This window comes from Pseudovibrio sp. SCP20, from assembly GCF_057774105.1.
Genome location: NZ_JBYMDH010000008.1, coordinates 1 through 18717 on the forward strand (window position 1 = coordinate 1; position 18717 = coordinate 18717).

Genomic DNA, 18717 nt, shown 5'->3' on the forward strand with positions numbered 1-18717 from the left:
TTGCCGCGCTTGGCAAGGCAGATTGGCAGGCTGATCTCGCCAAGAGTTGGCAGGGTCTTCAGAACGCCCTCAGAAAGCTCCTGAGCAATCATATGATGGGGGAGGCGGCCCCAGCCCAGTCCTGATGTGATCAGATCCTTCTTCGCCTGCAGATCCGTCACATACCACTTTGGGGCATCCGCAAGCAGGCCGCTGTTCGGTGATTGGGCATCAGAGGACTTCACCACGATCTGAGGATGCTCAGCCAAACTCGCCCGCGTGAGAGAAGATGGGGTAATCTCTCCAAGCAAACTACCTGAGATGACAAGGGGCACATCCATGTTCGTTATAGGCTTGTAGTCCAATGATGCATTGCGAGTTGGGGCGGCGAAGATCGCCATGTCGACGGCTTCGGATAAGAGCATGCGCTCTCCAGAGGCTACTTCTACGTCCAGATGGATTGTCGTCTGAGGGAACTTGGTGCGAAGTGACTTTAGGAGGTCGGTGATCCAGGTGACTGGAAAGATGCTACTGACAGCCAAGCGGATCTCTGGCTCGTTTTCTCCCTTCAGGTCTTTCACTGAATCTTCGAAGGCTTTGGCTTGCTCCAGAAGTCTTCTGATCTGAACCAGTAGAGTTTTTCCTTCAGGCGTGAGCCCTGGGCGGTACTTGGAGCGATCGAAGATCTGGAGTTGGTAGAACTCTTCGACCTGCTTCACTGAATAAGAAACCGCGGAGCGTGCCTTGTTCAGCTTTTCGCTTGCGAGTTGGAAGCTTCCGACTTCACAGATCGTGCTGATGACATTGAGATGATCTAAATTCGTCATGGTCTAATAATGTGACGGAGTTGGTCAGAAAGCTATGCTTTTTTCTGAGTGAGTTGGGGCGTACATCAGTTTTCAAGAAATACAGACTGATTAGGAGTTTGATATGAAAACTGTTGTTGTAGGTGGTACTGGCCTCGTTGGAAGTGAAGTTGCGAAACTGCTGGGACAAGAGCATGACGTGATCACTGTTGGCAGGTCCAGTGGTGATATGCAGGCTGATATTGAAGACAAAGCTTCTGTGGAGGCGCTTTTTGAAAAGGTTGGTGCCGTAGATGCGATCATCAGTGTTGCTGGTGATGGCGTGTTTGGTGGTTTTGATGAGGAAGGGGACCATGCCTATGAGCGGGCTTTGCAGAGTAAAGTCATGGGGCAGGTGAACTTGACCCGTGTTGGTCACAAGTACCTCAATAAGGGTGGCTCCATTACTCTAACCTCCGGTGCTGTCGCCCAACATCCGATGCCGAATACTGCTGCAATCGCAATTGCAACGGCTGGTGTTGATGCGTTTGTGCGAACTGTGGCGCTGGAACTGGCTGATGATAAGCGCATCAACTCTGTGAGCCTCTCGCTCGTGAAAGAATCTGCTGAGAAGTTCGGTATGGACAGTACGCATTGTGTGCCTGCTGCCAAGGTTGCAGAACATTACCGTGATGTTCTTGGCAGTTCAGAGAGTGGCCAAGTGGTTCTGGTGCAGAACTAAGGTTTTTTCGCGGGCGGGCTCATGAAAGCCTTAGTCCTCCAACTTTGCCCGCATTTCAACCGGTGTGGTTGATGATGACAAGGACGGACCTGTCCTTGTCATTCAGCGGGTTCTGTTTGCTGCCTGAAAGACTTGTCGCCGTAGATGAAGCGGGGGCCGCGTCCGTAGCTGGCGGCAGCGTCGCCGGCGTTGTAGAGCTCGCATTTGTCGAGGGAGAGGCAGCCGCAACCCATGCAGCCCTCCAGCTGGGATCTTAAGCGTTCCATGCGGGTGATACGCTCATCCAAGTGCACTTTGAACTGTTGGCTCAAGCGTTTCCACTCTGCTTTGTTGGGTGCACGACCGGGTGGCAACGTTCCCAGTTGCTCTGAAATCTCTTTGATGGTGAAGCCAAACTCTTGTGCAACGAGAGCGAATGACAGGCGGCGGATGTCGGCGCGCATGAAGCGGCGTTGGCCGCCTGCGTTGCGGCTGGCTGTGACTATTCCCTTGGTTTCGTAAAAGCGGATGGCGGATGTGGTGAGGCCGGATCTTTCGGCGAGTTCACCGATTGTCATGACGTCTGAGTGCTTCATAAATTTCTCAAAAATAGTGCTTGACTTAAACTTAACTTGAAGTCCTAAACAGGGTGTCATCAGAAGTCAAAAGAAAGGCTATTGCGATGACAAAGAGTTTTTTAGAGCACGTAAACATCACCGTTTCTGACCCAGTTGCGACCGCAGGCCGTCTTTCAGATTGGTTTGGCTGGCATGTGCGTTGGCAGGGTGCTGCCCGGGCGGGTGGAACCACTGTTCATGTTGGAACAGATGACAGTTATATCGCCGTTTATTCTCTTGGAAACACCAATGCGACCAAGGAAGACAATTACGTCACTCATGGTAGTCTGAACCACGTTGGTGTAGTGGTTGATGATCTGGATGCGGTTGAGAAGAAAGTGCTGGCAGGCGGGTATAAGACCCGAAATCACGCAGATTACGAGCCTGGTCGCCGCTTCTACTTCGATGATGATGACGGCATTGAGTTTGAGGTCGTTAGCTACGCCTAGTTCAATGAGTGTCGGTGCAAGAGCGTTTCCCCATAATGAGGAAACGCTCTTTTTCGTTTTACCAGAGCTCCAGTCCCAGAAGTTTTTTGCCGAGATCGGTCAGTTCAGCGGTTTGGGCGTTCTTCTTTTCCCATTCGCGTGGGTCGCCGGGGAAGGATGCTCTTTGTGGCGGTTCCATATTGCGCCACTGATGGATGCGCTCCTGCCGTAAATCTTCATTGCTCTGCTCAGATGGGAACATGGAGATGTATTGGGCGATGCGCACCTTGTCTTTGGAATTGTTGGGACGGATACCGTGGGCTAGGAGCGCATTGAAGATCATCAAGTCGCCCGGTTCCATCTCGATCTTTTCTATTTCAAAGCCCGAGTAGTCTGGATGTTTGGGATCGCGGTCGTCTGGTTGGGTTATAACCCACTCCTCAAAGTCTTCGAAGAGTTTGGGGATGCATTGGAAGCCGCCGGTTTCTTCGTCCTGCTTTACCAGTGAGAGGACGCCTTGCACGCTGATTGGTAGCGGGCGTAGGGATGTGTCGACGTCCCAATGAATGAAGCCGGGTTTGCCGTTACGGTCTTTCTTGGGGGGATTGAGATTGGCGCGGTCGATGCTGACCCAGAGGTCTTCGCGGTCCCAGATATCTACGAAGGCATCGTAGATGCGTTGCTGCATGCGGTTGTCCCACAGGTACTGGTGGTTATAAATCTCCAGCATGCCCGCATTGTTAAGCTCCAGCATTTTGTGAGCGCGGCGTTGTGGGGTGTACCAGGTGGAGGGATCCTTAGGATTTTTCTCATCAAATTCCCAAAGTAGATCCACCAGGCGTTTTACGTTTTCCTGCGGAACGGCCTGGCGTACGATGACATAGCCGCGGGTGATCCAGTGTTGCCAGTCATCTTCTGAAAGTACGCGCAAGGGCAGGGTTTTCCTGATGTCCTTCAACTGGGTATCAGTTGCGGTTGAGCCCCAGTGATTGTCTGCAAGCAGTTCAGCGTCCATGTGGTCCTCCCAGATCCTTCAATGGCTTGTAAGTTTATTCACTTTGGTATGTGAGAGTTGTTCTAAACTAGCTGATACTGATACTATTCTGGCGTCTTACTGGTTCAGAGGGTGAAATGCGGTCATATCTGGAGAAAGTGCCAGAGTCTGAAGACGGTTCATTCAAGGTGATGAACCGGCGTCTTCATGATGGCATTCCGTTCTCCTGGCATCATCATCCTGAATATGAGCTGACGCTGACGTTGAACTCTGAAGGCCAGCGTTACGTGGGTGATCATGTGGGCGACTATGGGCATGCAGACCTTGTGCTGCTTGGGCCTAATCTTCCGCATACATGGGCGTCCAACAGCAGGCCTGATGATGATGAGCCCCATCAGGCGCTGGTGATCTGGTTCGAGCCGGAGTGGATTGAGCGGATCACCAATGAGATGTCAGAGCTCTCCGGCGTGAAGAAGCTGTTTCAGCGGGCCTTGGCAGGCTTGAGTTTCAGCGATGATGCAAGGTATCGGGTGGTGCCGAAGATCAGGAGATTCTTTAAGGAAGATCCGTTGGAGCGCTTGTTCACTATCCTGCGGGTGCTGGCGGAGCTTTCTGAGGATGAGTATGCGATGCAGCTTGCCCATGATCCGGTGGTGCTTTCCAGCGCGGATGGTGGAAATGAGCGGATTGACCGGGTGCTGACGCTTATTCACTCCGAGTATTCACGAGTGTTGCCTTTGGAAGAACTGGCGGAAACTGCTGCGCTAAGCGTTTCAGGGGTGCACCGGCTGTTTCAACGCCATACTGGGCAGACGGTCTCTGAGTATCTGAAACGTATTCGGATTGGGGATGCGTGCGCACAGCTTTCTGGCGGGGATGCACCTGTGTCGCTCATTGCACATAATGTTGGGTATTCGGCGTTAGCAAATTTTAATCGCCAGTTCCGCGCGGTGAAGGGCATGACACCGCGCGAGTACAGGGCGAGGTTTCGCCGGTAGCTGGCTGGCTGGCTACATCACCGCGCCAATTTGCCAAGGCACGAACTCGTAGTCGCCCAGACCTTGCGCTTCTGATTTGCTGTGTTCGCCAGAAGCGACTTTGATCATCAGCTCAAACAGTTCCGTTCCAACCTCTTCGACGGATCTTCCTTCGGAGATGATGGAGCCTGCGTTGAGGTCCATATCCTCGGGCATATGCTCGAAGAGAGCCGTGTTGCTGGCGACTTTGATCGTTGGCGATGGCTTGCTGCCAAAGGCGGAGCCGCGACCCGTGGTGAAGACGATCAGGTTGCAACCACTGGCGATCTGACCCGTCACAGAAGCAGGGTCGTAGCCGGGGCTGTCCATAAAGACGAAGCCGTTGGTCTCGATAGGTTCGCCGTATTTGTAGACGCCTTGCAGCGCTGTCGTGCCGCCTTTGGCGACTGCGCCGAGGGACTTTTCTAGGATGGTTGTCAGGCCACCGCGTTTGTTGCCCGGTGAGGGGTTGTTGTCCATGGTGCCGTTGTTGCGGGCGGTGTAGTCCTCCCACCAACGGACCCGTTCAACGAGCTTTTCGGCAATCTTCTGGTTGGCGGCGCGGCTGGTGAGCAGATGTTCTGCGCCGTAGATCTCTGAGGTTTCAGAGAGGACGGAAGTGCCGCCGTATTTGACGAGCAGGTCAGTTGCGTAGCCAAGGGCCGGGTTGGCTGTGACGCCGGACCAGCCATCGGAGCCGCCGCATTGCAGGCCGACCATCAACTTGGAAACTGGTGCTGGCTGGCGGGTGGCTTTGTTGACTTCCGGCAGCATAGCTTTGACCTTCTCAATGCCCGCTTCAATGGTCTTGCGTAGACCGCCCATGCCCTGAATGTTCATGAACTGGAAGGTCGGTGATTGCTTCAGGCCGTAGGCATCCAGCAGGAAGTCGATCTGATTGACTTCGCAGCCCAGACCGACCAGCAGAACACCGCCGACATTGGGGTTTCTAGCGTAACCCCAGAGCACGCGTTGCAGGTTGGCGAAGCCTTCGTTGTCGCCTGCCATGCCGCAGCCTGTGCCATGGGCAAAGGAGGCAACGCCGTCGACGTTCTCAAACTGGAGCAGATCTTCGTCGCTGAAAGCATCGGCGATGCGGTGGGCTGCTGTGGCAGAGCAGTTTACGCTGGTGAGGACGGCGATGTAGTTGCGGGTGCCGACGCTGCCGTCTTCGCGGTGATAACCGAGGAAGGTGCGTTCTTCGGGATGTTCTGCGTATTGGGTTGGCTTGTAGTCTTTGCAGAAGCTGTGGTGCACGCCGGGATCGGAAAACTCCATGTTGTGCGAATGCACGTGAGAGCCTGCCTGAATGTCGGTGATGGCGAAGCCGATTGTCTGGCCGAACTTGATCTGTGCTTCGCCTTGCTTGATGTCACGCTCAGCGATTTTATGGCCTGCCGGGATGTTGTCTCGGACCTGAAGATCGCCTGCCTGATCGCCCGGCTGTAGCGCTCTTGTGGCGATGATGACGTTGTCAGCTGGCTGAAGTTTGACGCTTGCTGGAATGGGTGCCGACATTTCAGAGAGTTTCCATTGTTTTGGTGAGGTAGAACTTTGCAGCGGTGCCACCAAAGATGGCCTCCCAATCTGCCTGAGGCAGGTCAGCGGTGAGCTGCTCCACCATGTCCACCCAGTTTTGATAGGTATTCGCGAGGAGAAGAACCGGCCAGTCGCTGCCGAACATCACGCGCTCAGACCCGAAGCATTTCAGGATGTGAAAGGCGTAGGGGGCAATATCCTCGATCTCTGCGTTTTCGGAGGCTTCGGTGAGGAGGCCGGAGAGTTTGCAGCAGACGTTGGAGGTGCGGGCGATGTCGCCGACGTGTTGGGACCACGTCTCGATGGCCTTGTTGCGGATATCCGGCTTTGCGCCATGATCGATGACCGCGCGCAGACCTGGATAGCGGCTGAGGAAGGTTTTAAGGTGCGGCAGGTGCCGGGGCTGGACCAGAAGGTCGAGCGTCAGGTTGTTGTCGATGAGAGCCTGAATGGCTGGGCGCAGGTTGTCCTGCAGCATCCACTCATCGTCCTCAATGTCCTGTATCATCGGACGAATGCCGACCAGCTTTGGATTTTGTGAGAGCTCCCGAATGACCTCAGGGGCGTTCGCGGCTTCCATATCCACCCAGCCGACAACGCCGAGGATCCAGTCGTGTTCTGCGGCTAGTTCCAGCATGAAGTGGGTTTCTTCAATAGTGTCAGCGGCCTGAACGAGAATGGTTCCGTCTATCTTGGCTTGCGTGAGCAGGGGCTGGATGTCGCTGACGAGAAAGTCGCGATAAAGGACGTTCAGGTCTGGTGTCAGCCAGCTGTAGTCGCCGCGGGAAAGCTTCCAGAAATGGTGGTGGGCATCAATCCTAAGCATGCTTCACCTCTTGTTCGAAGAAAAGATTGCCAGAAGGGACAGGGGCGTCTGCCGGGAGTAATTCTCTTTCTTTTAGTCGCGCCCAGAAAGTATCTGGGATGTCAGCTGCGATCCATTTGAGGATGCCTTCCAGCTCGCTGCGATTGCGCATTCCGGGAATGACGCTGGCGACTGCTGGGTGTGCGAGTGGGAAGTGGAGGGCAGCGGCAGCGAGATCAACGGAGAACTCCTGACAGCACTCTTTCAGCGCGTTCACATGTGTCAGTATTTCAGGTGGAGCGCTTTCATAGTTCCAGGTGTTGCCGCCTACGAGGATGCCAGAGTTGAAGGGGCCACCCAGAATGATGGAGGTTTTTGCTTCAAGGCATGCTGGTAGCAGGTCTTGCAGAGGGGCTTGTTCCAGCAGGGTGTAACGCCCTGCGAGCAGGAAGGCATCCCAATGGGCTTGCTGCATCAGCTCCATGCAAATGGCGGTCTCGTTGACGCCTAGGCCCATGGCTGAGATCGCACCGGAGCTCTTGAGTTCCTGAAGGGCTCTGATGCCGCCTTTCAGGTCTTTCATATGGCGCAGGTTTTCTTCCGGGCCGTGGGTGGCGGTGCCTATGTCGTGGACCAGCAGGATGTCGAGGCGATCAAGGCCGGTGCGGTGCAGGCTGGCCTCGTAGGAGCGCATGATACCGTCATACGAGTAGTCGTAGACCGGGTGGAAGGGAAGCGGATCAGGCCAGCCGAACTGGGCTGGATTATCTGCCATGCCGGGTTTCAGCAGGCGGCCAACCTTGGTGGAGATGATGTAGTCGTACTTGCGCACAGCATCTCCAATGACGCGTTCAGAGCGGCCAAAGCCGTAGTAAGGGGCGGTGTCAATGTATGTGAGACCAACCTCTTTGGCGCGATCCAATGTGCTCATGGACTCTTTGCGAGGTGCTGTTGCGAACAGCCCGCCAAATGCTGCGCCGCCGATCCCCAACGTCGGTAGCTGCAGATTTGTTCCTCCCAATTGTCGATGAGCCAGCTTCCCTCCCAAGCCCATAGCGATTTCCTTAGGTTGTTACTGTGCCGTAAATGTTGGTTATGTCCTTTGCGACCTGAGCGTAGGCCTCCTGAACTTCTTCAATTCCGGGTGCTTTAAAGTCGTCTATCCGCTCCATGAACGGGCAGCTGAGTGCCGCAACCGCATGGCCGTCTGGTCCCAGAATTGGGAAGGCCAGATTGGTAACGCCGACCGTGCTGGCGGAAGGCATGCGCACGAAGCCCTGCTGCTGTACCTCGTCCAGAATGGCACGGAACTGGTCGTAGCTCATCTCCGGTTCTCCAAGGGCGCGTTCATGCTGGTTGTACATGAGCTCGCGGATCTCCGGTTTCTGGAAGGCAGCGATTGCCCGTCCGGTGCCTGTGTTCCAGAGGCCGATGACCGAGCCGGTTTTGAGCACGAAACTCCAGTTGCCCGGTGCTTCCACGCTGGCGACGACGACGATCTCTCCCTGATGTTCCATGCCGATGTGGCTGGACTGGTGAACGTCTTTGGCCGTCTTGCGCATCATGGGCACTGCTGCTTCCAGCAGGCGGGTCACCGGTGGGTGGCGATGCGACATGGAATACATTTTGAGGCTGAGCTGAAAGCGATCACCCTCGATGGAGCGGGATACATACTCGCGGCGCACCAGTGTGGTGAGCATGCGGTAGATCTCGTTCGGAGACCGGTCGAGTGCTTTCGCGATTTCTGCCTGAGACAGGCCGGATGCGTACTGGGAGAGTAACTCCAGAATATCCAGTCCCTTCTCCAGGGCGGGAGCGCGGTATTTCTCAGCTTTGTCTTTTACTGCTTGTGTGTCTGCCATAATCAGCTCTGTTCGATTTGAGCTTATTGTTTGATGCAAAACCGGCAGTTGTCAATTTCTAATTTACATTTGAAAGAAGTTTTTATATTTAAGTTATGCCATTGTGTGATTTGGTGAACTGACGGATTTCTGCGGTCTTTGGGAGAAGGCCAAGGGGTCACCTGCCTTTTGCTTTGACGATAAGCAGTGCTTCCTCTCTAATAATCCGCGTTTCTGGTTGGTTCGGCCGAGCCTATATTTTTTATGAAATTCAGTCCGGGGGAGGACACATGGGACGACTTACTGGCAAGACAGCCCTGATCACTGCGGCAGGGCAGGGGATCGGCCGTGCGACGGTGGCAGCCTATGCCGCTGAAGGTGCAAAGGTTTTTGCGACTGACATCAACGAGGCTGCGCTTGCGGAGTTGAATGCCATTGATGGTGTCACCGGCCTGAAGCTGGATGTGACCAATGCGGATGAGGTTCAGGAAACGCTGAAGAAGACCGGCCCGCTGGATATCCTGTTCAACTGCGCTGGCTTCGTGCACAACGGAACGATTCTGGAGTGTGATGAGGATGCCTGGGACTTCTCTTTCAATCTGAATGTGAAGGCGATGTACCGTCTATGCCGTGTGGCGATTCCAGGGATGCTGGAAAATGGTGGCGGCTCCATTATCAACATGTCGTCCGTGGCCTCTTCGCTGAAAGGCGTGCCGAACCGGTTCGTATACTGTTCTTCCAAAGCGGCGGTGATTGGCCTGACCAAGGCGATTGCGGCGGATTTCGTGACCAAGGGCATTCGCTGTAATGCGATTTGTCCGGGTACGGTTGATAGTCCATCCCTGCATGACCGCCTGAAGGCGACCGGGAACTACGAACAGGCCATGAAAGATTTTATTGCGCGTCAGCCCATGGGACGCATTGGCAAGCCAGAGGAAATTGCTGCGCTGGCTGTGTACCTTGGTAGTGACGAAAGCGGATTTACAACCGGACAGACACACGCCATTGATGGCGGATGGGCGGTTTAATAAGAAGGGTAGGACATGAAGCTCCTTAGATTTGGTGAGATGAACGCCGAGAAGCCAGGTGTTCTGGATGCGGATGGCAATATTCGTGATCTTTCTGGTGTGGTAGGTGACATTGCCGGTGACACGCTGAGCGCAGAGGGACTTGCGAAGATTGCGGCTCTGGATCTGAACAGCCTGCCTGTGGTGGATGGGAACCCGCGCATTGGTGCTTGTGTTGGTCATGTTGGCAAGTTCATCTGCATCGGCCTGAACTATTCTGACCATGCCGCAGAAGCTGGCATGCAGGTGCCGGAAGAGCCTGTGACGTTCTTCAAGGCGACCTCTGCCATTTGTGGTCCGAACGATGACATTGAGATCCCACGCGGTTCTGTGAAGACAGACTGGGAAGTGGAGCTTGGTGTGGTGATCGGTAAGCACACCAAGTATGTGAGCGAGGAAGAGGCGCTGGATCACGTGGCTGGCTATTGCGTGGTCAATGATCTGTCTGAGCGTGATTTTCAGCTGCATCGCAGTGGTCAGTGGGTGAAGGGCAAGTCTGCTGACACCTTTGGCCCGATTGGTCCATGGCTTGTGACCCGTGATGAAGTGGAGAACCCACAGAACCTTTCCATGTATCTGGAAGTGAACGGCCACCGCTATCAGGATGGTTCTACCAAGACCATGGTGTTTGGCGTGGCGCAGGTGATTTCGCATCTGTCCCAGTTCATGAGCCTACAGCCGGGTGATGTGATCTCCACCGGTACGCCTCCGGGTGTTGGTATGGGCCAGAAGCCAGAAACTTACCTGAAACCGGGTGACAAGATGGAGCTGGGCATCGAAGGTCTCGGCGTTCAAAAACAGGTTACTTACGCTGCTGAATGAGGGGCGTGAGCTTGCGGAGCTGAGGCTCCTTCACTAAGCTTTACAGAACTCTCCGCTGCTGATCGCGGCGGAGAGTTTTTTGTTTACTGGCAGGGGAGAGATTGATGATGCAACTTTCACTTGACCATGAAAGGGCTTCAGAAGAAGAACTCTTGGCTTTAATCGAAGCAATTCAGGAAAAGCTGGCTCAAGATGGGCGTGATGCAGACTACCCTGGCTTGTCAAAGTCTCGAAATATTCTGAAAAATAAAGCCCGAAATGGATATGCTAATCTAACTCATCATTTATCGAGCGACTTCAAAAGGCTGTATGACAACAGACACCAAAGTGATGCTCTGATCGAAATGTTCGAATTTGCTTGTCAGCTAACTGAGCAACGATACAGTTCTTAAAAGGAGTTAGGATAATTTCATTTCAATCTATCAAGCGATGGAACCGATGACATTATGCCGACAACATACCCAAGAATATGAGATATCTCATCTATGATGTGAGCGACTACTTTACTAGACGCCTGGATGAGTTTCCATTTCCATAAGATAGCTGCACCAACGTTGCTCAAACCAATTGACCCAACTAAGGAACTTAACTGACTATGAGCACAAACAAGCCAATCACATATTGCACTTATGAGAGCCCGGTTGGGGAGCTTTTGATTGGTGGTGAAGCCGGTGGGCTGGAGTTTATCCATTTTCCTGAAAGTGCGCGTAGACGGTATGTTGAGGATGGTTGGATTGAAGATGCAACGCCTTACGCAGATCTGATTGCGCAATTGGCTGCGTACTTTGCTGGTGACCTCAAGGAGTTTTCTCTCAGTTGGAAGCTGATTGGCACTGAGTTTCAAAAGAGTGTCTGGGAACAGCTTGCGGCGATCCCGTTTGGTGAGACGCGCAGCTATGGCGATGTAGCGAAAGCGCTAGGCAATCCGGGGGCGAGCCGTGCCGTTGGTTTGGCGAACAATGCGAATCCGCTGCCGATTGTTATTCCCTGCCACCGCGTGATTGGCTCAAATGGGGCTCTGGTTGGTTTTGGTGGTGGCATAGATACCAAGATCTGGCTGCTGGATCACGAGGGCATTCCTCACGGAACCAAAGCCAATAAAGATCAGATGGCATTTTCCTTCTAAGCAAAAAGGGCGCCCGGATGAGCGCCCTTCTTTTTTGCCAATGTGATTGGATCAGGATGGCGTTGTTTCTGTTTCTTCAAACTGAATGCGCACGATCCTGTCCGTTCCGGATTCTCCGCCCCAAACTTCACCTTTGCGTCCTGCCAGTTGGCGGACATCAGGATCGGTTTTGTTGCTTGGGAAGTTGGTGAACTCTTCTGTGTCTGGATCAAAGTAGACAACGGCATCGGCATCAAAGTCGGTGAGCCAGACCTTGTCGTTTTCATCGACATAGACAGAGTAAGGCAGTGGGTCATTACCGGGGAGGCGCCATTCGCGCCATGTGTCGGCTTGCGGGTCGTATTCGCTGACCTGCCCTGAGAGCCATTCACTGACCCAGAGCTTGCCTTCTGAGTTGGACCAGACACGGCGGGCGCCTTGTTCCTCTGTGGGAGGCGTCACAATGCGGGCGCGTCCGTTGGTTCTGTCGATGTTGGCAATGTGGCTGCCTGCGAGGGAAGCGTACCAGACATCTCCTTGCGGGGTGACGGTGATGCCATAAGGGCCGGGGCCTTGTGGGCTTGGCCAGACTTCAATCTCCTGCGTTACGGGATCAACGCGGCCATAGACGCCGTTTTGTCCGGTGAACCAGTAGATGCCGTCGTGGTCAAACACGCCGGTGTTGAGGTTTGCGTCCTCAAACTCGGCTGGAAGCGGAATGAGGGTGACGGCGTCGGTGGCCGGATCTACGCGGGCAATGGCGTTCTGTCCGCCTTCTGTGACCCACATTGCGTTGTCCGGGCCAAGTACCACGCCGTGTGGCGCTGCTTTTTCGCCCAGTGAAACCTGGTGAAGTTCTCCAGTGTCAGGATCAAGACGTGTGAGCGTGCCATCTGCCTGTCCGCAGTACCAAACCATGCCATCGGAATCGAAGCCAACGTCTCTGGAGCGCGCGCCGGGGCGGGCGTCAAAGTACGTGACCTTTGCGTTTTTGATGGAATTTGCTTTGTCTTTGCTTTCCGCGAAGACTGGTCCAGCTACGATGCCCATGTAATAGGCGCTGGAAATTGTTAGGGCAGATGCTCCGAGAAACTCTCGTCTGTTCATCCTACCTCTCCCTTATGCCGTCTCCTTGGTGGAGACAATCGGCTTGCCTTAATGCATGGGAGAGGCGTGTCTATGGCAAACTACCTATACGCCCTCAAGCATTTTAAGTGAGGTTAAGGAACGGTCAGCGAAGCGGAGAAAATTGTTCGGGTCGTCGTGTTCCAGAATGTAGATTTTGGCGCGGCTCTTTTCCTGCAAGGCGGCGAGGATGTGACCCCATGGAACGGTGCCAAACCCTACATCTGCCCAGCCATCTTCATCTGCACCTTCGCCCTCTGGTGCGATGTCCTTGATATGGACGGCGGTGATGCGGGTGCCGTGGGCTTCGATCCAATCCAGCGGGTCAAGGTCTGCCTTGATGATCCATGCAGCGTCGATCTCCCATTCCACAGAGGGCGCTTCGGAGATGATGATCTCCATGGGGATGGTGCCATCGGGGAGGGGGCGGAACTCGAAATCGTGATTGTGCCAGCCGAAGTGAAAGCCTTTGTGCTTGAGCGTGCCTGCAAGATGCTCCAGCCGGTGGGCGAAGACGGTCCATTCGTGCTTGGTTTTGGGGCGGTCTTCTGGTGTGAGGTAGGGGGCAAAGATTGTGTGCATGCCAAGGAGGACTGCGATCTTGATGCACTGGTCTAGGTTTTCTTCCAGATCCTTCAGGTCAAAATGGCCGGAGGGCATGTCCAGGTCGTATTGGTCGAGCAGCTCGCGGATTTCCTGGGCTGCTTCTAGCGTCGGGTAGAGTTCTTCAAAGCCTTCGACCTGCGTGTATCCGAGGAGAGCGGTTTCCTGAATGACCTCTTTCCAGGGCTGGAAGTTTCGTGCGCTGTAAAGCTGTAGGCAAAAATCCATGATGCAGTTCCCCTCCCTGATCAACCAAAGCCTGTCGCTTCAGTTTAATCTTGCTCCACGACAATAGAATTGCATCTACCTGTAGGGCAAGGGGTGCTGCGAAACTGGCGGGAGGTGCGAGTGCGAACCGTCAAGCTGGACTCCAGAATCGATCTTTAAGCAAAGGAAATTCAGGATTTGAACACACCCGGTGGAGAACGTCAGATTGCCGAAAATAAGTTCGAATTATTTCGCCGCGAAAATATTAGTCGGCTCAGTATATTTGAGTTTGAGTGAACACCTCAGTCTTTTCAAGGTGTTAAAGGAGACGGGTGTGGGGTGCAGGAATGACAGATCTTCAACATTTTTAGCCGCACGTGGTGCGTTCTCATCCTAATGGATAACAACCGGGAGTTTCGTTTTGTCAATTTTCGAATTGACGCTTAAGTGGTTTCGCTTATATTTCGAAATTACGCGAATATGCGCGTAATCGGCTGTAAACGAAAATTGACGTGTAGGTTAGGACGTAGTTTAATTTTGGTCTCTAATGGCACTTTGTAGGGACGGAGCTGCGTAAGAAAGCAGAACTTGAAAGTGTTCGGGGAGGCTCGTGAAAATTTGACAGGAACGCAGCATCAAAAAGCTGCGATGTTCTTTAAAAGGCCTCGGCCTTTACTATGGGATTCAGCTCGGTTTTGAGCTGTTTATGGAATTACAGTCAGGAATTTAAAGGTACCGCAGTGCAAGCAGCGCGTACCGCAGAAAGCAGTCGGGTCGCTTTCTGTTCCGGGAGGGCAACATGCTTGAATTAAGGGGCGTCAGCAAAACTGTTGACGGCATGGATCATATTCGTGACGTGTCTCTGCGTCTTGAAAGTGGTTCATTGAACGTATTGTTGGGACCAACACTGTCGGGCAAAACAACGCTGATGCGTTTGATGGCAGGGCTGGACAAACCAACTGCAGGGCAAGTGCTCGTAAATGGACAGGACATGACCGGTGTTTCCGTGCGCAAGCGCGATGTCGCCATGGTCTATCAGCAGTTCATCAACTACCCGGCTCTCACGGTTTACGAAAACATCGCCAGCCCGCTGCGCGTTGCAGGGCTGAAAGGGGATGAGGTTGACAAGCAGGTGCGCAAAGCTGCGGATCTGATGAAGCTCTCTCCGTATCTGGACAGAACCCCACTGAACCTTTCTGGTGGTCAGCAGCAGCGTACTGCTTTGGCGCGCGCGCTGGTGAAAGGTGCACATCTGGTGCTGATGGATGAGCCGCTGGCGAACCTGGACTACAAGCTGCGTGAAGAACTGCGCGACGAGCTGCCAAAGATCTTCTCCGAAAGCGGTGCCGTGTTTGTTTACGCAACCACTGAGCCAACTGAAGCGCTGCTGCTGGGTGGGCGCACTGCGACCTTGCATGAAGGCCGTGTTTCTCAGTTTGGCCCTACCATCGATGTTTACAGAAATCCTCAGGACATCGTCACTGCGCAGACTTTCTCTGATCCGCCGCTGAACCTGTTGGGCCTGACAAAAAGCGGAAGTGAGTTCCGCACATCCAACGGCACAGTCATTCCGGCATCTGAGGAAGAGAAGCGTCTTCCTGATGGACATTACAAAGCAGGTTTCCGGCCCCATCACCTCTACCTGCAGCGCCCGAGCGAAGATGCTGTGTGTCTTCCTGCCGTTGTTGATGTTTCCGAGATCACCGGATCTGAGAGCTTCATCCACCTGACCTGCCTGAACCACCGCTGGGTGGCGCTGGAGCATGGTATTCATAACGTGGATGTGGATGCTGAGATCGAGGTGTACGTGGACGCCAAGAACTTCATGATCTTTGATGATGAGGGTCGCTCTGTTGCGTCTCTCATGAGCGAAGCGGCTTAAGGAGGCGAGCATGGCACGTATTGATCTCGACCACATTCGCCACTCTTATCTGCCGAACCCAACGAGCCCAAGCGACTATGCTTTGAAGGAAGTTAATCTGACCTTTGAAGATGGCGGTGCTTATGCGCTTCTTGGCTCTTCCGGCTGTGGCAAGACAACTCTTCTGAACATCATTTCCGGCCTGCTGACCCCGTCTGAGGGGGAACTGCTGTTTGATGGTAAGCCAGTGACGGAGCTTTCCACCGAAGCGCGTAACATCGCGCAGGTGTTCCAGTTCCCGGTCGTTTACGACACCATGTCTGTTTACGATAACCTGGCGTTTCCGCTGCGCAATCGCGGTGTTCCGGCAGCTGAGGTTGATCAGAAGGTCAATGAAATTCTGCGGATCATTGATCTGGAGAGCAAGGCCAAGCGTAAGGCGCAGGGTTTGACAGCTGATGAGAAGCAGAAGATTTCTCTGGGCCGTGGTCTGGTGCGTTCGGACACCAACGCGATCCTGTTTGATGAGCCGCTGACCGTGATTGACCCGCACATGAAGTGGGTTCTGCGCTCGCAGCTGAAGCATCTGCACAAGCAGTTTGGTTTCACCATGGTTTACGTGACCCACGACCAGACCGAGGCGCTGACCTTCGCGGATAAGGTTGTAGTGATGTATGGCGGTGAAGTGGTGCAGATCGGAACGCCGGATGAGCTGTTCCGTCGCCCGCAGCATACGTTTGTTGGTTACTTCATCGGTTCCCCGGGCATGAACGTTCTGCCATGTGAGGTGGATGGCACCATGGCGCGCATTGGCGACCACAGTGTTCCGCTGCAGTGCGGTCTTGACCCGAAAAAGGTTGCTCAGAAGACCGAAGTGGGCATTCGCCCTGAGTTCGTGAAACTGGGCGGTGCTGGCGAAGGCCTGCCGCTGACCGTCAACAATGTGGAAGACATCGGACGTTACCGCATTCTGCGCGGTGAGATGGATGGCATTGCGCTGAATGCGATTGTTGGCGAAGGCGAGAGCATTCCGGAAAGTCCGACCGCTCTCTTCGACCCGACACAGACGAACCTTTATGCCGATAGCTGGCTCGTAAGTGAGGGGGCTTAAGCCATGGAAAAGACCGTAAACAACAAAGCCTGGTTCATGGTTTTACCGGTTCTTTTGCTGGTGGCCTTTACTGCGGTTATTCCATTGATGACCGTTGTGAACTACGCGTTTCAGGACAGCTTTGGAAACAACCAGTTCTTTTGGGTTGGTATTGAATGGTTTCAGGAACTGCTTGCCTCGGAGCGTTTTCATGATGCTCTGGTGCGCAACCTGATCTTCTCTTTCACGATCCTTGCGATTGAAATTCCGCTGGGCATCGGTATCGCGCTTTGCATGCCTAAAAAAGGCTGGGGCGTTCCGGTTTGTCTGGTGTTGATGGCGCTGCCACTGCTCGTGCCATGGAACGTGGTTGGCACCATCTGGCAGGTGTTTGGCCGTGCGGACATTGGTCTGCTGGGTTATTTCCTGAACTCGCTGGGCATCAACTACAACTACACGCAGGATCCTGTCGCTGCATGGGCCACCGTGATTGTTATGGATGTGTGGCACTGGACCAGCCTTGTTGTGCTGCTGTGCTATGCGGGTCTGGTTTCCATTCCTGAGGCTTATTATCAGGCAGCACGCATTGATGGTGCTTCCCGCTGGGCTGTGTTCCGTTACATCCAGCTGCCGAAGATGCACAGTGTGTTGCTGATTGCGGTTCTGCTGCGCTTCATGGATAGCTTCATGATTTACACCGAGCCGTTTGTGGTTACAGGTGGCGGACCGGGTAACTCCACGACCTTCCTGAGTATTGATCTTGTGAAGATGGCGATTGGTCAGTTTGACCTTGGACCAGCTGCTGCAATGTCACTCGTCTACTTCCTCATCATCCTGCTGTTCTCCTGGGTGTTCTACACCGTGATGAACAATGCCGGGACTGAGAAGAAACACTACGCAGGCGAGGAGTAAGCACCATGTCGACAACAACTGGAACTGCTACAATTGAGACTGGTGTTGCTGCTGGTGGACAGGCTCCACGCAGCCGGACCCGCGCGAAGGCACAAAGAACAGGAAGCCGTTATTCCTTCCTCGTGCCAACTCTGTACATCACGTTTTTGATGCTGCCGATCTACTGGCTCTTCAACATGAGCCTGAAGACCAACCAGGAGATCCTGAGCAAGTTCACCCTGTGGCCGGATGAGCCAACGCTAGCCAACTACATGGTGATCTTCACGGACCCTAGCTGGTACAGCGGTTACATCAACTCCATTACCTATGTGGCGCTGAACACGGTGATCTCTGTGGCGGTTGCGCTGCCAGCGGCTTATGCGTTCTCTCGCTACAAGTTCCTGGGTGACAAGCACCTGTTCTTCTGGCTGCTGACCAACCGTATGGCACCCCCAGCGGTGTTTGCGCTGCCGTTCTTCCAGCTTTACTCCGCTTTCGGTCTGATCGACACGCACATTGCTGTAGCTCTGGCGCACTGTCTGTTCAACGTGCCGCTGGCTGTGTGGATCCTTGAAGGCTTTATGTCCGGCGTTCCGAAAGAGATCGATGAGACCGCGTATATCGATGGCTACTCCTTCCCGAAATTCTTCGGAAAGATCTTCATGCCTCTGATTGCAAGCGGCATCGGTGTGGCAGCGTTCTTCTGCTTCATGTTCTCATGGGTTGAGCTGCTGATCGCCCGTACGCTGACAACCACGGCTGCCAAGCCGATTGCGGCGACCATGACCCGTACGGTTTCAGCTTCCGGCATGGATTGGGGTGTACTCGCAGCAGCCGGGATTTTGACCATTATTCCGGGTGCGTTGGTGATCTACTTCGTACGTAACTACATCGCTAAGGGCTTTGCCCTGGGTCGCGTTTAATCAGGAGAGCAAGGCATGGATTTTTCTTGGATGGCCTGGACGCAGCCAACAGCGATCTTCTTTTCCATGATTGCGCTGTTTCTTTCTGGAATGGCGGTTTGGGAGTGGTTTGTGCCGGGGGGAAGCCCGCGGCATGGCATCTTGAGATTTGAGACAACACGCGGTGACCGCTTGTTTGTCTCGCTGTTGGGCAGTGCGTTTATCTGCCTGTTTTGGCTTGGGTTTGTTAGCACAAACCTTTGGTGGGCTCTGTTGGTCTGTGTGGCATATGCGTTTTGCGTGTTCCGCTGGGTTTAGG

The 18717-nt window shown here is 53.9% G+C and carries 21 protein-coding genes; 12 read left to right on the top strand and 9 right to left on the bottom strand.

Annotated elements, in window-relative coordinates:
- The coding region (locus AC3CB2_RS22770) for a LysR family transcriptional regulator (RefSeq protein ID WP_352936767.1) at positions 1-806 on the bottom strand (806 nt) is incomplete at its 3' end.
- A gap of 103 nt (positions 807-909) precedes the next feature.
- On the opposite strand from AC3CB2_RS22770, the gene AC3CB2_RS22775 reads away from it, so the two are divergent.
- The gene (locus AC3CB2_RS22775) at positions 910-1506 is read left to right on the top strand and encodes a short chain dehydrogenase (protein WP_352936765.1); all 597 of its coding nucleotides are present in this window, start codon (positions 910-912) and stop codon (positions 1504-1506) included.
- Positions 1507-1604: 98 nt separating this feature from the next.
- Here the strand turns inward: AC3CB2_RS22775 and soxR are convergent, their stop codons facing one another.
- Positions 1605-2081, bottom strand: coding sequence for a redox-sensitive transcriptional activator SoxR (soxR, locus tag AC3CB2_RS22780; RefSeq protein ID WP_352936763.1), 477 nt, complete (start codon positions 2079-2081; stop codon positions 1605-1607).
- 86 nt (positions 2082-2167) lie between these two features.
- On the opposite strand from soxR, the gene AC3CB2_RS22785 reads away from it, so the two are divergent.
- A complete protein-coding gene (locus AC3CB2_RS22785) occupies positions 2168-2551 on the top strand; it encodes a VOC family protein (RefSeq protein ID WP_054785335.1) in 384 nt (127 codons plus the stop codon).
- A gap of 58 nt (positions 2552-2609) precedes the next feature.
- Here the strand turns inward: AC3CB2_RS22785 and AC3CB2_RS22790 are convergent, their stop codons facing one another.
- Positions 2610-3545 carry a phytanoyl-CoA dioxygenase family protein gene (locus AC3CB2_RS22790; RefSeq protein WP_352936761.1) on the bottom strand — a complete coding sequence of 312 codons (936 nt, stop codon included), beginning with the start codon at positions 3543-3545 and terminating at the stop codon, positions 2610-2612.
- Between the two features lie 116 nt (positions 3546-3661).
- Here AC3CB2_RS22790 and AC3CB2_RS22795 point away from each other — a divergent pair, with 116 nt between their 5' ends.
- The gene (locus AC3CB2_RS22795) at positions 3662-4522 is read left to right on the top strand and encodes a helix-turn-helix domain-containing protein (protein WP_352936759.1); all 861 of its coding nucleotides are present in this window, start codon (positions 3662-3664) and stop codon (positions 4520-4522) included.
- A 12-nt stretch (positions 4523-4534) separates the two neighbouring features.
- On the opposite strand, the gene AC3CB2_RS22800 is transcribed toward AC3CB2_RS22795, so the two are convergent.
- Genes AC3CB2_RS22800 through AC3CB2_RS22815 form a run of 4 tightly spaced genes read right to left on the bottom strand, consistent with a single transcriptional unit; the run spans position 4535 to position 8746 of the window.
- On the bottom strand, positions 4535-6058 hold the full coding sequence (locus tag AC3CB2_RS22800; RefSeq protein WP_352936757.1) for a UxaA family hydrolase: 1524 nt from the start codon (positions 6056-6058) through the stop codon (positions 4535-4537).
- A gap of 1 nt (position 6059) precedes the next feature.
- On the bottom strand, positions 6060-6905 hold the full coding sequence (locus tag AC3CB2_RS22805) for an amidohydrolase family protein (protein WP_352936755.1): 846 nt from the start codon (positions 6903-6905) through the stop codon (positions 6060-6062).
- Positions 6898-7938, bottom strand: coding sequence for an aldo/keto reductase (locus AC3CB2_RS22810; RefSeq protein WP_352936753.1), 1041 nt, complete (start codon positions 7936-7938; stop codon positions 6898-6900). Before AC3CB2_RS22810 ends, AC3CB2_RS22805 begins: the two co-directional genes overlap by 8 nt.
- A 10-nt stretch (positions 7939-7948) precedes the next feature.
- On the bottom strand, positions 7949-8746 hold the full coding sequence (locus AC3CB2_RS22815; RefSeq protein WP_054785341.1) for an IclR family transcriptional regulator: 798 nt from the start codon (positions 8744-8746) through the stop codon (positions 7949-7951).
- Between the two features lie 269 nt (positions 8747-9015).
- On the opposite strand from AC3CB2_RS22815, the gene AC3CB2_RS22820 reads away from it, so the two are divergent.
- The 4 genes from AC3CB2_RS22820 to AC3CB2_RS22835 all read left to right on the top strand — a co-directional run bounded on the left by AC3CB2_RS22820 (position 9016) and on the right by AC3CB2_RS22835 (position 11740).
- On the top strand, positions 9016-9753 hold the full coding sequence (locus tag AC3CB2_RS22820; RefSeq protein WP_352936751.1) for an SDR family oxidoreductase: 738 nt from the start codon (positions 9016-9018) through the stop codon (positions 9751-9753).
- 15 nt (positions 9754-9768) lie between these two features.
- Positions 9769-10614, top strand: a complete 846-nt coding sequence (locus AC3CB2_RS22825) for a fumarylacetoacetate hydrolase family protein (RefSeq protein ID WP_352936749.1) — start codon at positions 9769-9771, stop codon at positions 10612-10614.
- A gap of 104 nt (positions 10615-10718) precedes the next feature.
- On the top strand, positions 10719-11006 hold the full coding sequence (locus tag AC3CB2_RS22830) for a hypothetical protein (protein WP_352936747.1): 288 nt from the start codon (positions 10719-10721) through the stop codon (positions 11004-11006).
- Positions 11007-11209: 203 nt separating this feature from the next.
- Positions 11210-11740, top strand: a complete 531-nt coding sequence (locus tag AC3CB2_RS22835; protein ID WP_352936745.1) for a methylated-DNA--[protein]-cysteine S-methyltransferase — start codon at positions 11210-11212, stop codon at positions 11738-11740.
- A 51-nt stretch (positions 11741-11791) separates the two neighbouring features.
- Here AC3CB2_RS22835 and AC3CB2_RS22840 read toward each other — a convergent pair whose 3' ends face one another.
- Positions 11792-12826 carry a Vgb family protein gene (locus tag AC3CB2_RS22840; protein WP_352936744.1) on the bottom strand — a complete coding sequence of 345 codons (1035 nt, stop codon included), beginning with the start codon at positions 12824-12826 and terminating at the stop codon, positions 11792-11794.
- Between the two features lie 84 nt (positions 12827-12910).
- On the bottom strand, positions 12911-13675 hold the full coding sequence (locus tag AC3CB2_RS22845; RefSeq protein WP_352936742.1) for a sugar phosphate isomerase/epimerase family protein: 765 nt from the start codon (positions 13673-13675) through the stop codon (positions 12911-12913).
- A 778-nt stretch (positions 13676-14453) separates the two neighbouring features.
- Between AC3CB2_RS22845 and AC3CB2_RS22850 the strand changes: the two genes are divergently transcribed.
- Genes AC3CB2_RS22850 through AC3CB2_RS22870 form a run of 5 tightly spaced genes read left to right on the top strand, consistent with a single transcriptional unit; the run spans position 14454 to position 18716 of the window.
- Entirely contained in the window at positions 14454-15536 is a 1083-nt protein-coding gene (locus AC3CB2_RS22850; protein ID WP_352936740.1) for an ABC transporter ATP-binding protein, read from the top strand.
- 10 nt (positions 15537-15546) lie between these two features.
- A complete protein-coding gene (locus tag AC3CB2_RS22855) occupies positions 15547-16626 on the top strand; it encodes an ABC transporter ATP-binding protein (protein WP_352936738.1) in 1080 nt (359 codons plus the stop codon).
- 3 nt (positions 16627-16629) lie between these two features.
- The gene (locus AC3CB2_RS22860; protein ID WP_008552533.1) at positions 16630-17517 is read left to right on the top strand and encodes a carbohydrate ABC transporter permease; all 888 of its coding nucleotides are present in this window, start codon (positions 16630-16632) and stop codon (positions 17515-17517) included.
- 5 nt (positions 17518-17522) lie between these two features.
- Positions 17523-18419, top strand: a complete 897-nt coding sequence (locus AC3CB2_RS22865) for a carbohydrate ABC transporter permease (protein ID WP_425328968.1) — start codon at positions 17523-17525, stop codon at positions 18417-18419.
- A 15-nt stretch (positions 18420-18434) separates the two neighbouring features.
- Positions 18435-18716, top strand: a complete 282-nt coding sequence (locus AC3CB2_RS22870) for a DUF2160 domain-containing protein (protein WP_037038130.1) — start codon at positions 18435-18437, stop codon at positions 18714-18716.
- Position 18717 lies beyond the last annotated feature (1 nt).

Coding starts and splice junctions, on each gene's coding strand:
- AC3CB2_RS22775 (WP_352936765.1), top strand. CDS start 910: ATGAAAACTGTTGTTGTAGGTGGTACTGGCCTCGTTGGAAGTGAAGTT.
- soxR (WP_352936763.1), bottom strand. CDS start 2,081: ATGAAGCACTCAGACGTCATGACAATCGGTGAACTCGCCGAAAGATCC.
- AC3CB2_RS22785 (WP_054785335.1), top strand. CDS start 2,168: ATGACAAAGAGTTTTTTAGAGCACGTAAACATCACCGTTTCTGACCCA.
- AC3CB2_RS22790 (WP_352936761.1), bottom strand. CDS start 3,545: ATGGACGCTGAACTGCTTGCAGACAATCACTGGGGCTCAACCGCAACT.
- AC3CB2_RS22795 (WP_352936759.1), top strand. CDS start 3,662: ATGCGGTCATATCTGGAGAAAGTGCCAGAGTCTGAAGACGGTTCATTC.
- AC3CB2_RS22800 (WP_352936757.1), bottom strand. CDS start 6,058: ATGTCGGCACCCATTCCAGCAAGCGTCAAACTTCAGCCAGCTGACAAC.
- AC3CB2_RS22805 (WP_352936755.1), bottom strand. CDS start 6,905: ATGCTTAGGATTGATGCCCACCACCATTTCTGGAAGCTTTCCCGCGGC.
- AC3CB2_RS22810 (WP_352936753.1), bottom strand. CDS start 7,938: ATGGGCTTGGGAGGGAAGCTGGCTCATCGACAATTGGGAGGAACAAAT.
- AC3CB2_RS22815 (WP_054785341.1), bottom strand. CDS start 8,746: ATGGCAGACACACAAGCAGTAAAAGACAAAGCTGAGAAATACCGCGCT.
- AC3CB2_RS22820 (WP_352936751.1), top strand. CDS start 9,016: ATGGGACGACTTACTGGCAAGACAGCCCTGATCACTGCGGCAGGGCAG.
- AC3CB2_RS22825 (WP_352936749.1), top strand. CDS start 9,769: ATGAAGCTCCTTAGATTTGGTGAGATGAACGCCGAGAAGCCAGGTGTT.
- AC3CB2_RS22830 (WP_352936747.1), top strand. CDS start 10,719: ATGATGCAACTTTCACTTGACCATGAAAGGGCTTCAGAAGAAGAACTC.
- AC3CB2_RS22835 (WP_352936745.1), top strand. CDS start 11,210: ATGAGCACAAACAAGCCAATCACATATTGCACTTATGAGAGCCCGGTT.
- AC3CB2_RS22840 (WP_352936744.1), bottom strand. CDS start 12,826: ATGAACAGACGAGAGTTTCTCGGAGCATCTGCCCTAACAATTTCCAGC.
- AC3CB2_RS22845 (WP_352936742.1), bottom strand. CDS start 13,675: ATGGATTTTTGCCTACAGCTTTACAGCGCACGAAACTTCCAGCCCTGG.
- AC3CB2_RS22850 (WP_352936740.1), top strand. CDS start 14,454: ATGCTTGAATTAAGGGGCGTCAGCAAAACTGTTGACGGCATGGATCAT.
- AC3CB2_RS22855 (WP_352936738.1), top strand. CDS start 15,547: ATGGCACGTATTGATCTCGACCACATTCGCCACTCTTATCTGCCGAAC.
- AC3CB2_RS22860 (WP_008552533.1), top strand. CDS start 16,630: ATGGAAAAGACCGTAAACAACAAAGCCTGGTTCATGGTTTTACCGGTT.
- AC3CB2_RS22865 (WP_425328968.1), top strand. CDS start 17,523: ATGTCGACAACAACTGGAACTGCTACAATTGAGACTGGTGTTGCTGCT.
- AC3CB2_RS22870 (WP_037038130.1), top strand. CDS start 18,435: ATGGATTTTTCTTGGATGGCCTGGACGCAGCCAACAGCGATCTTCTTT.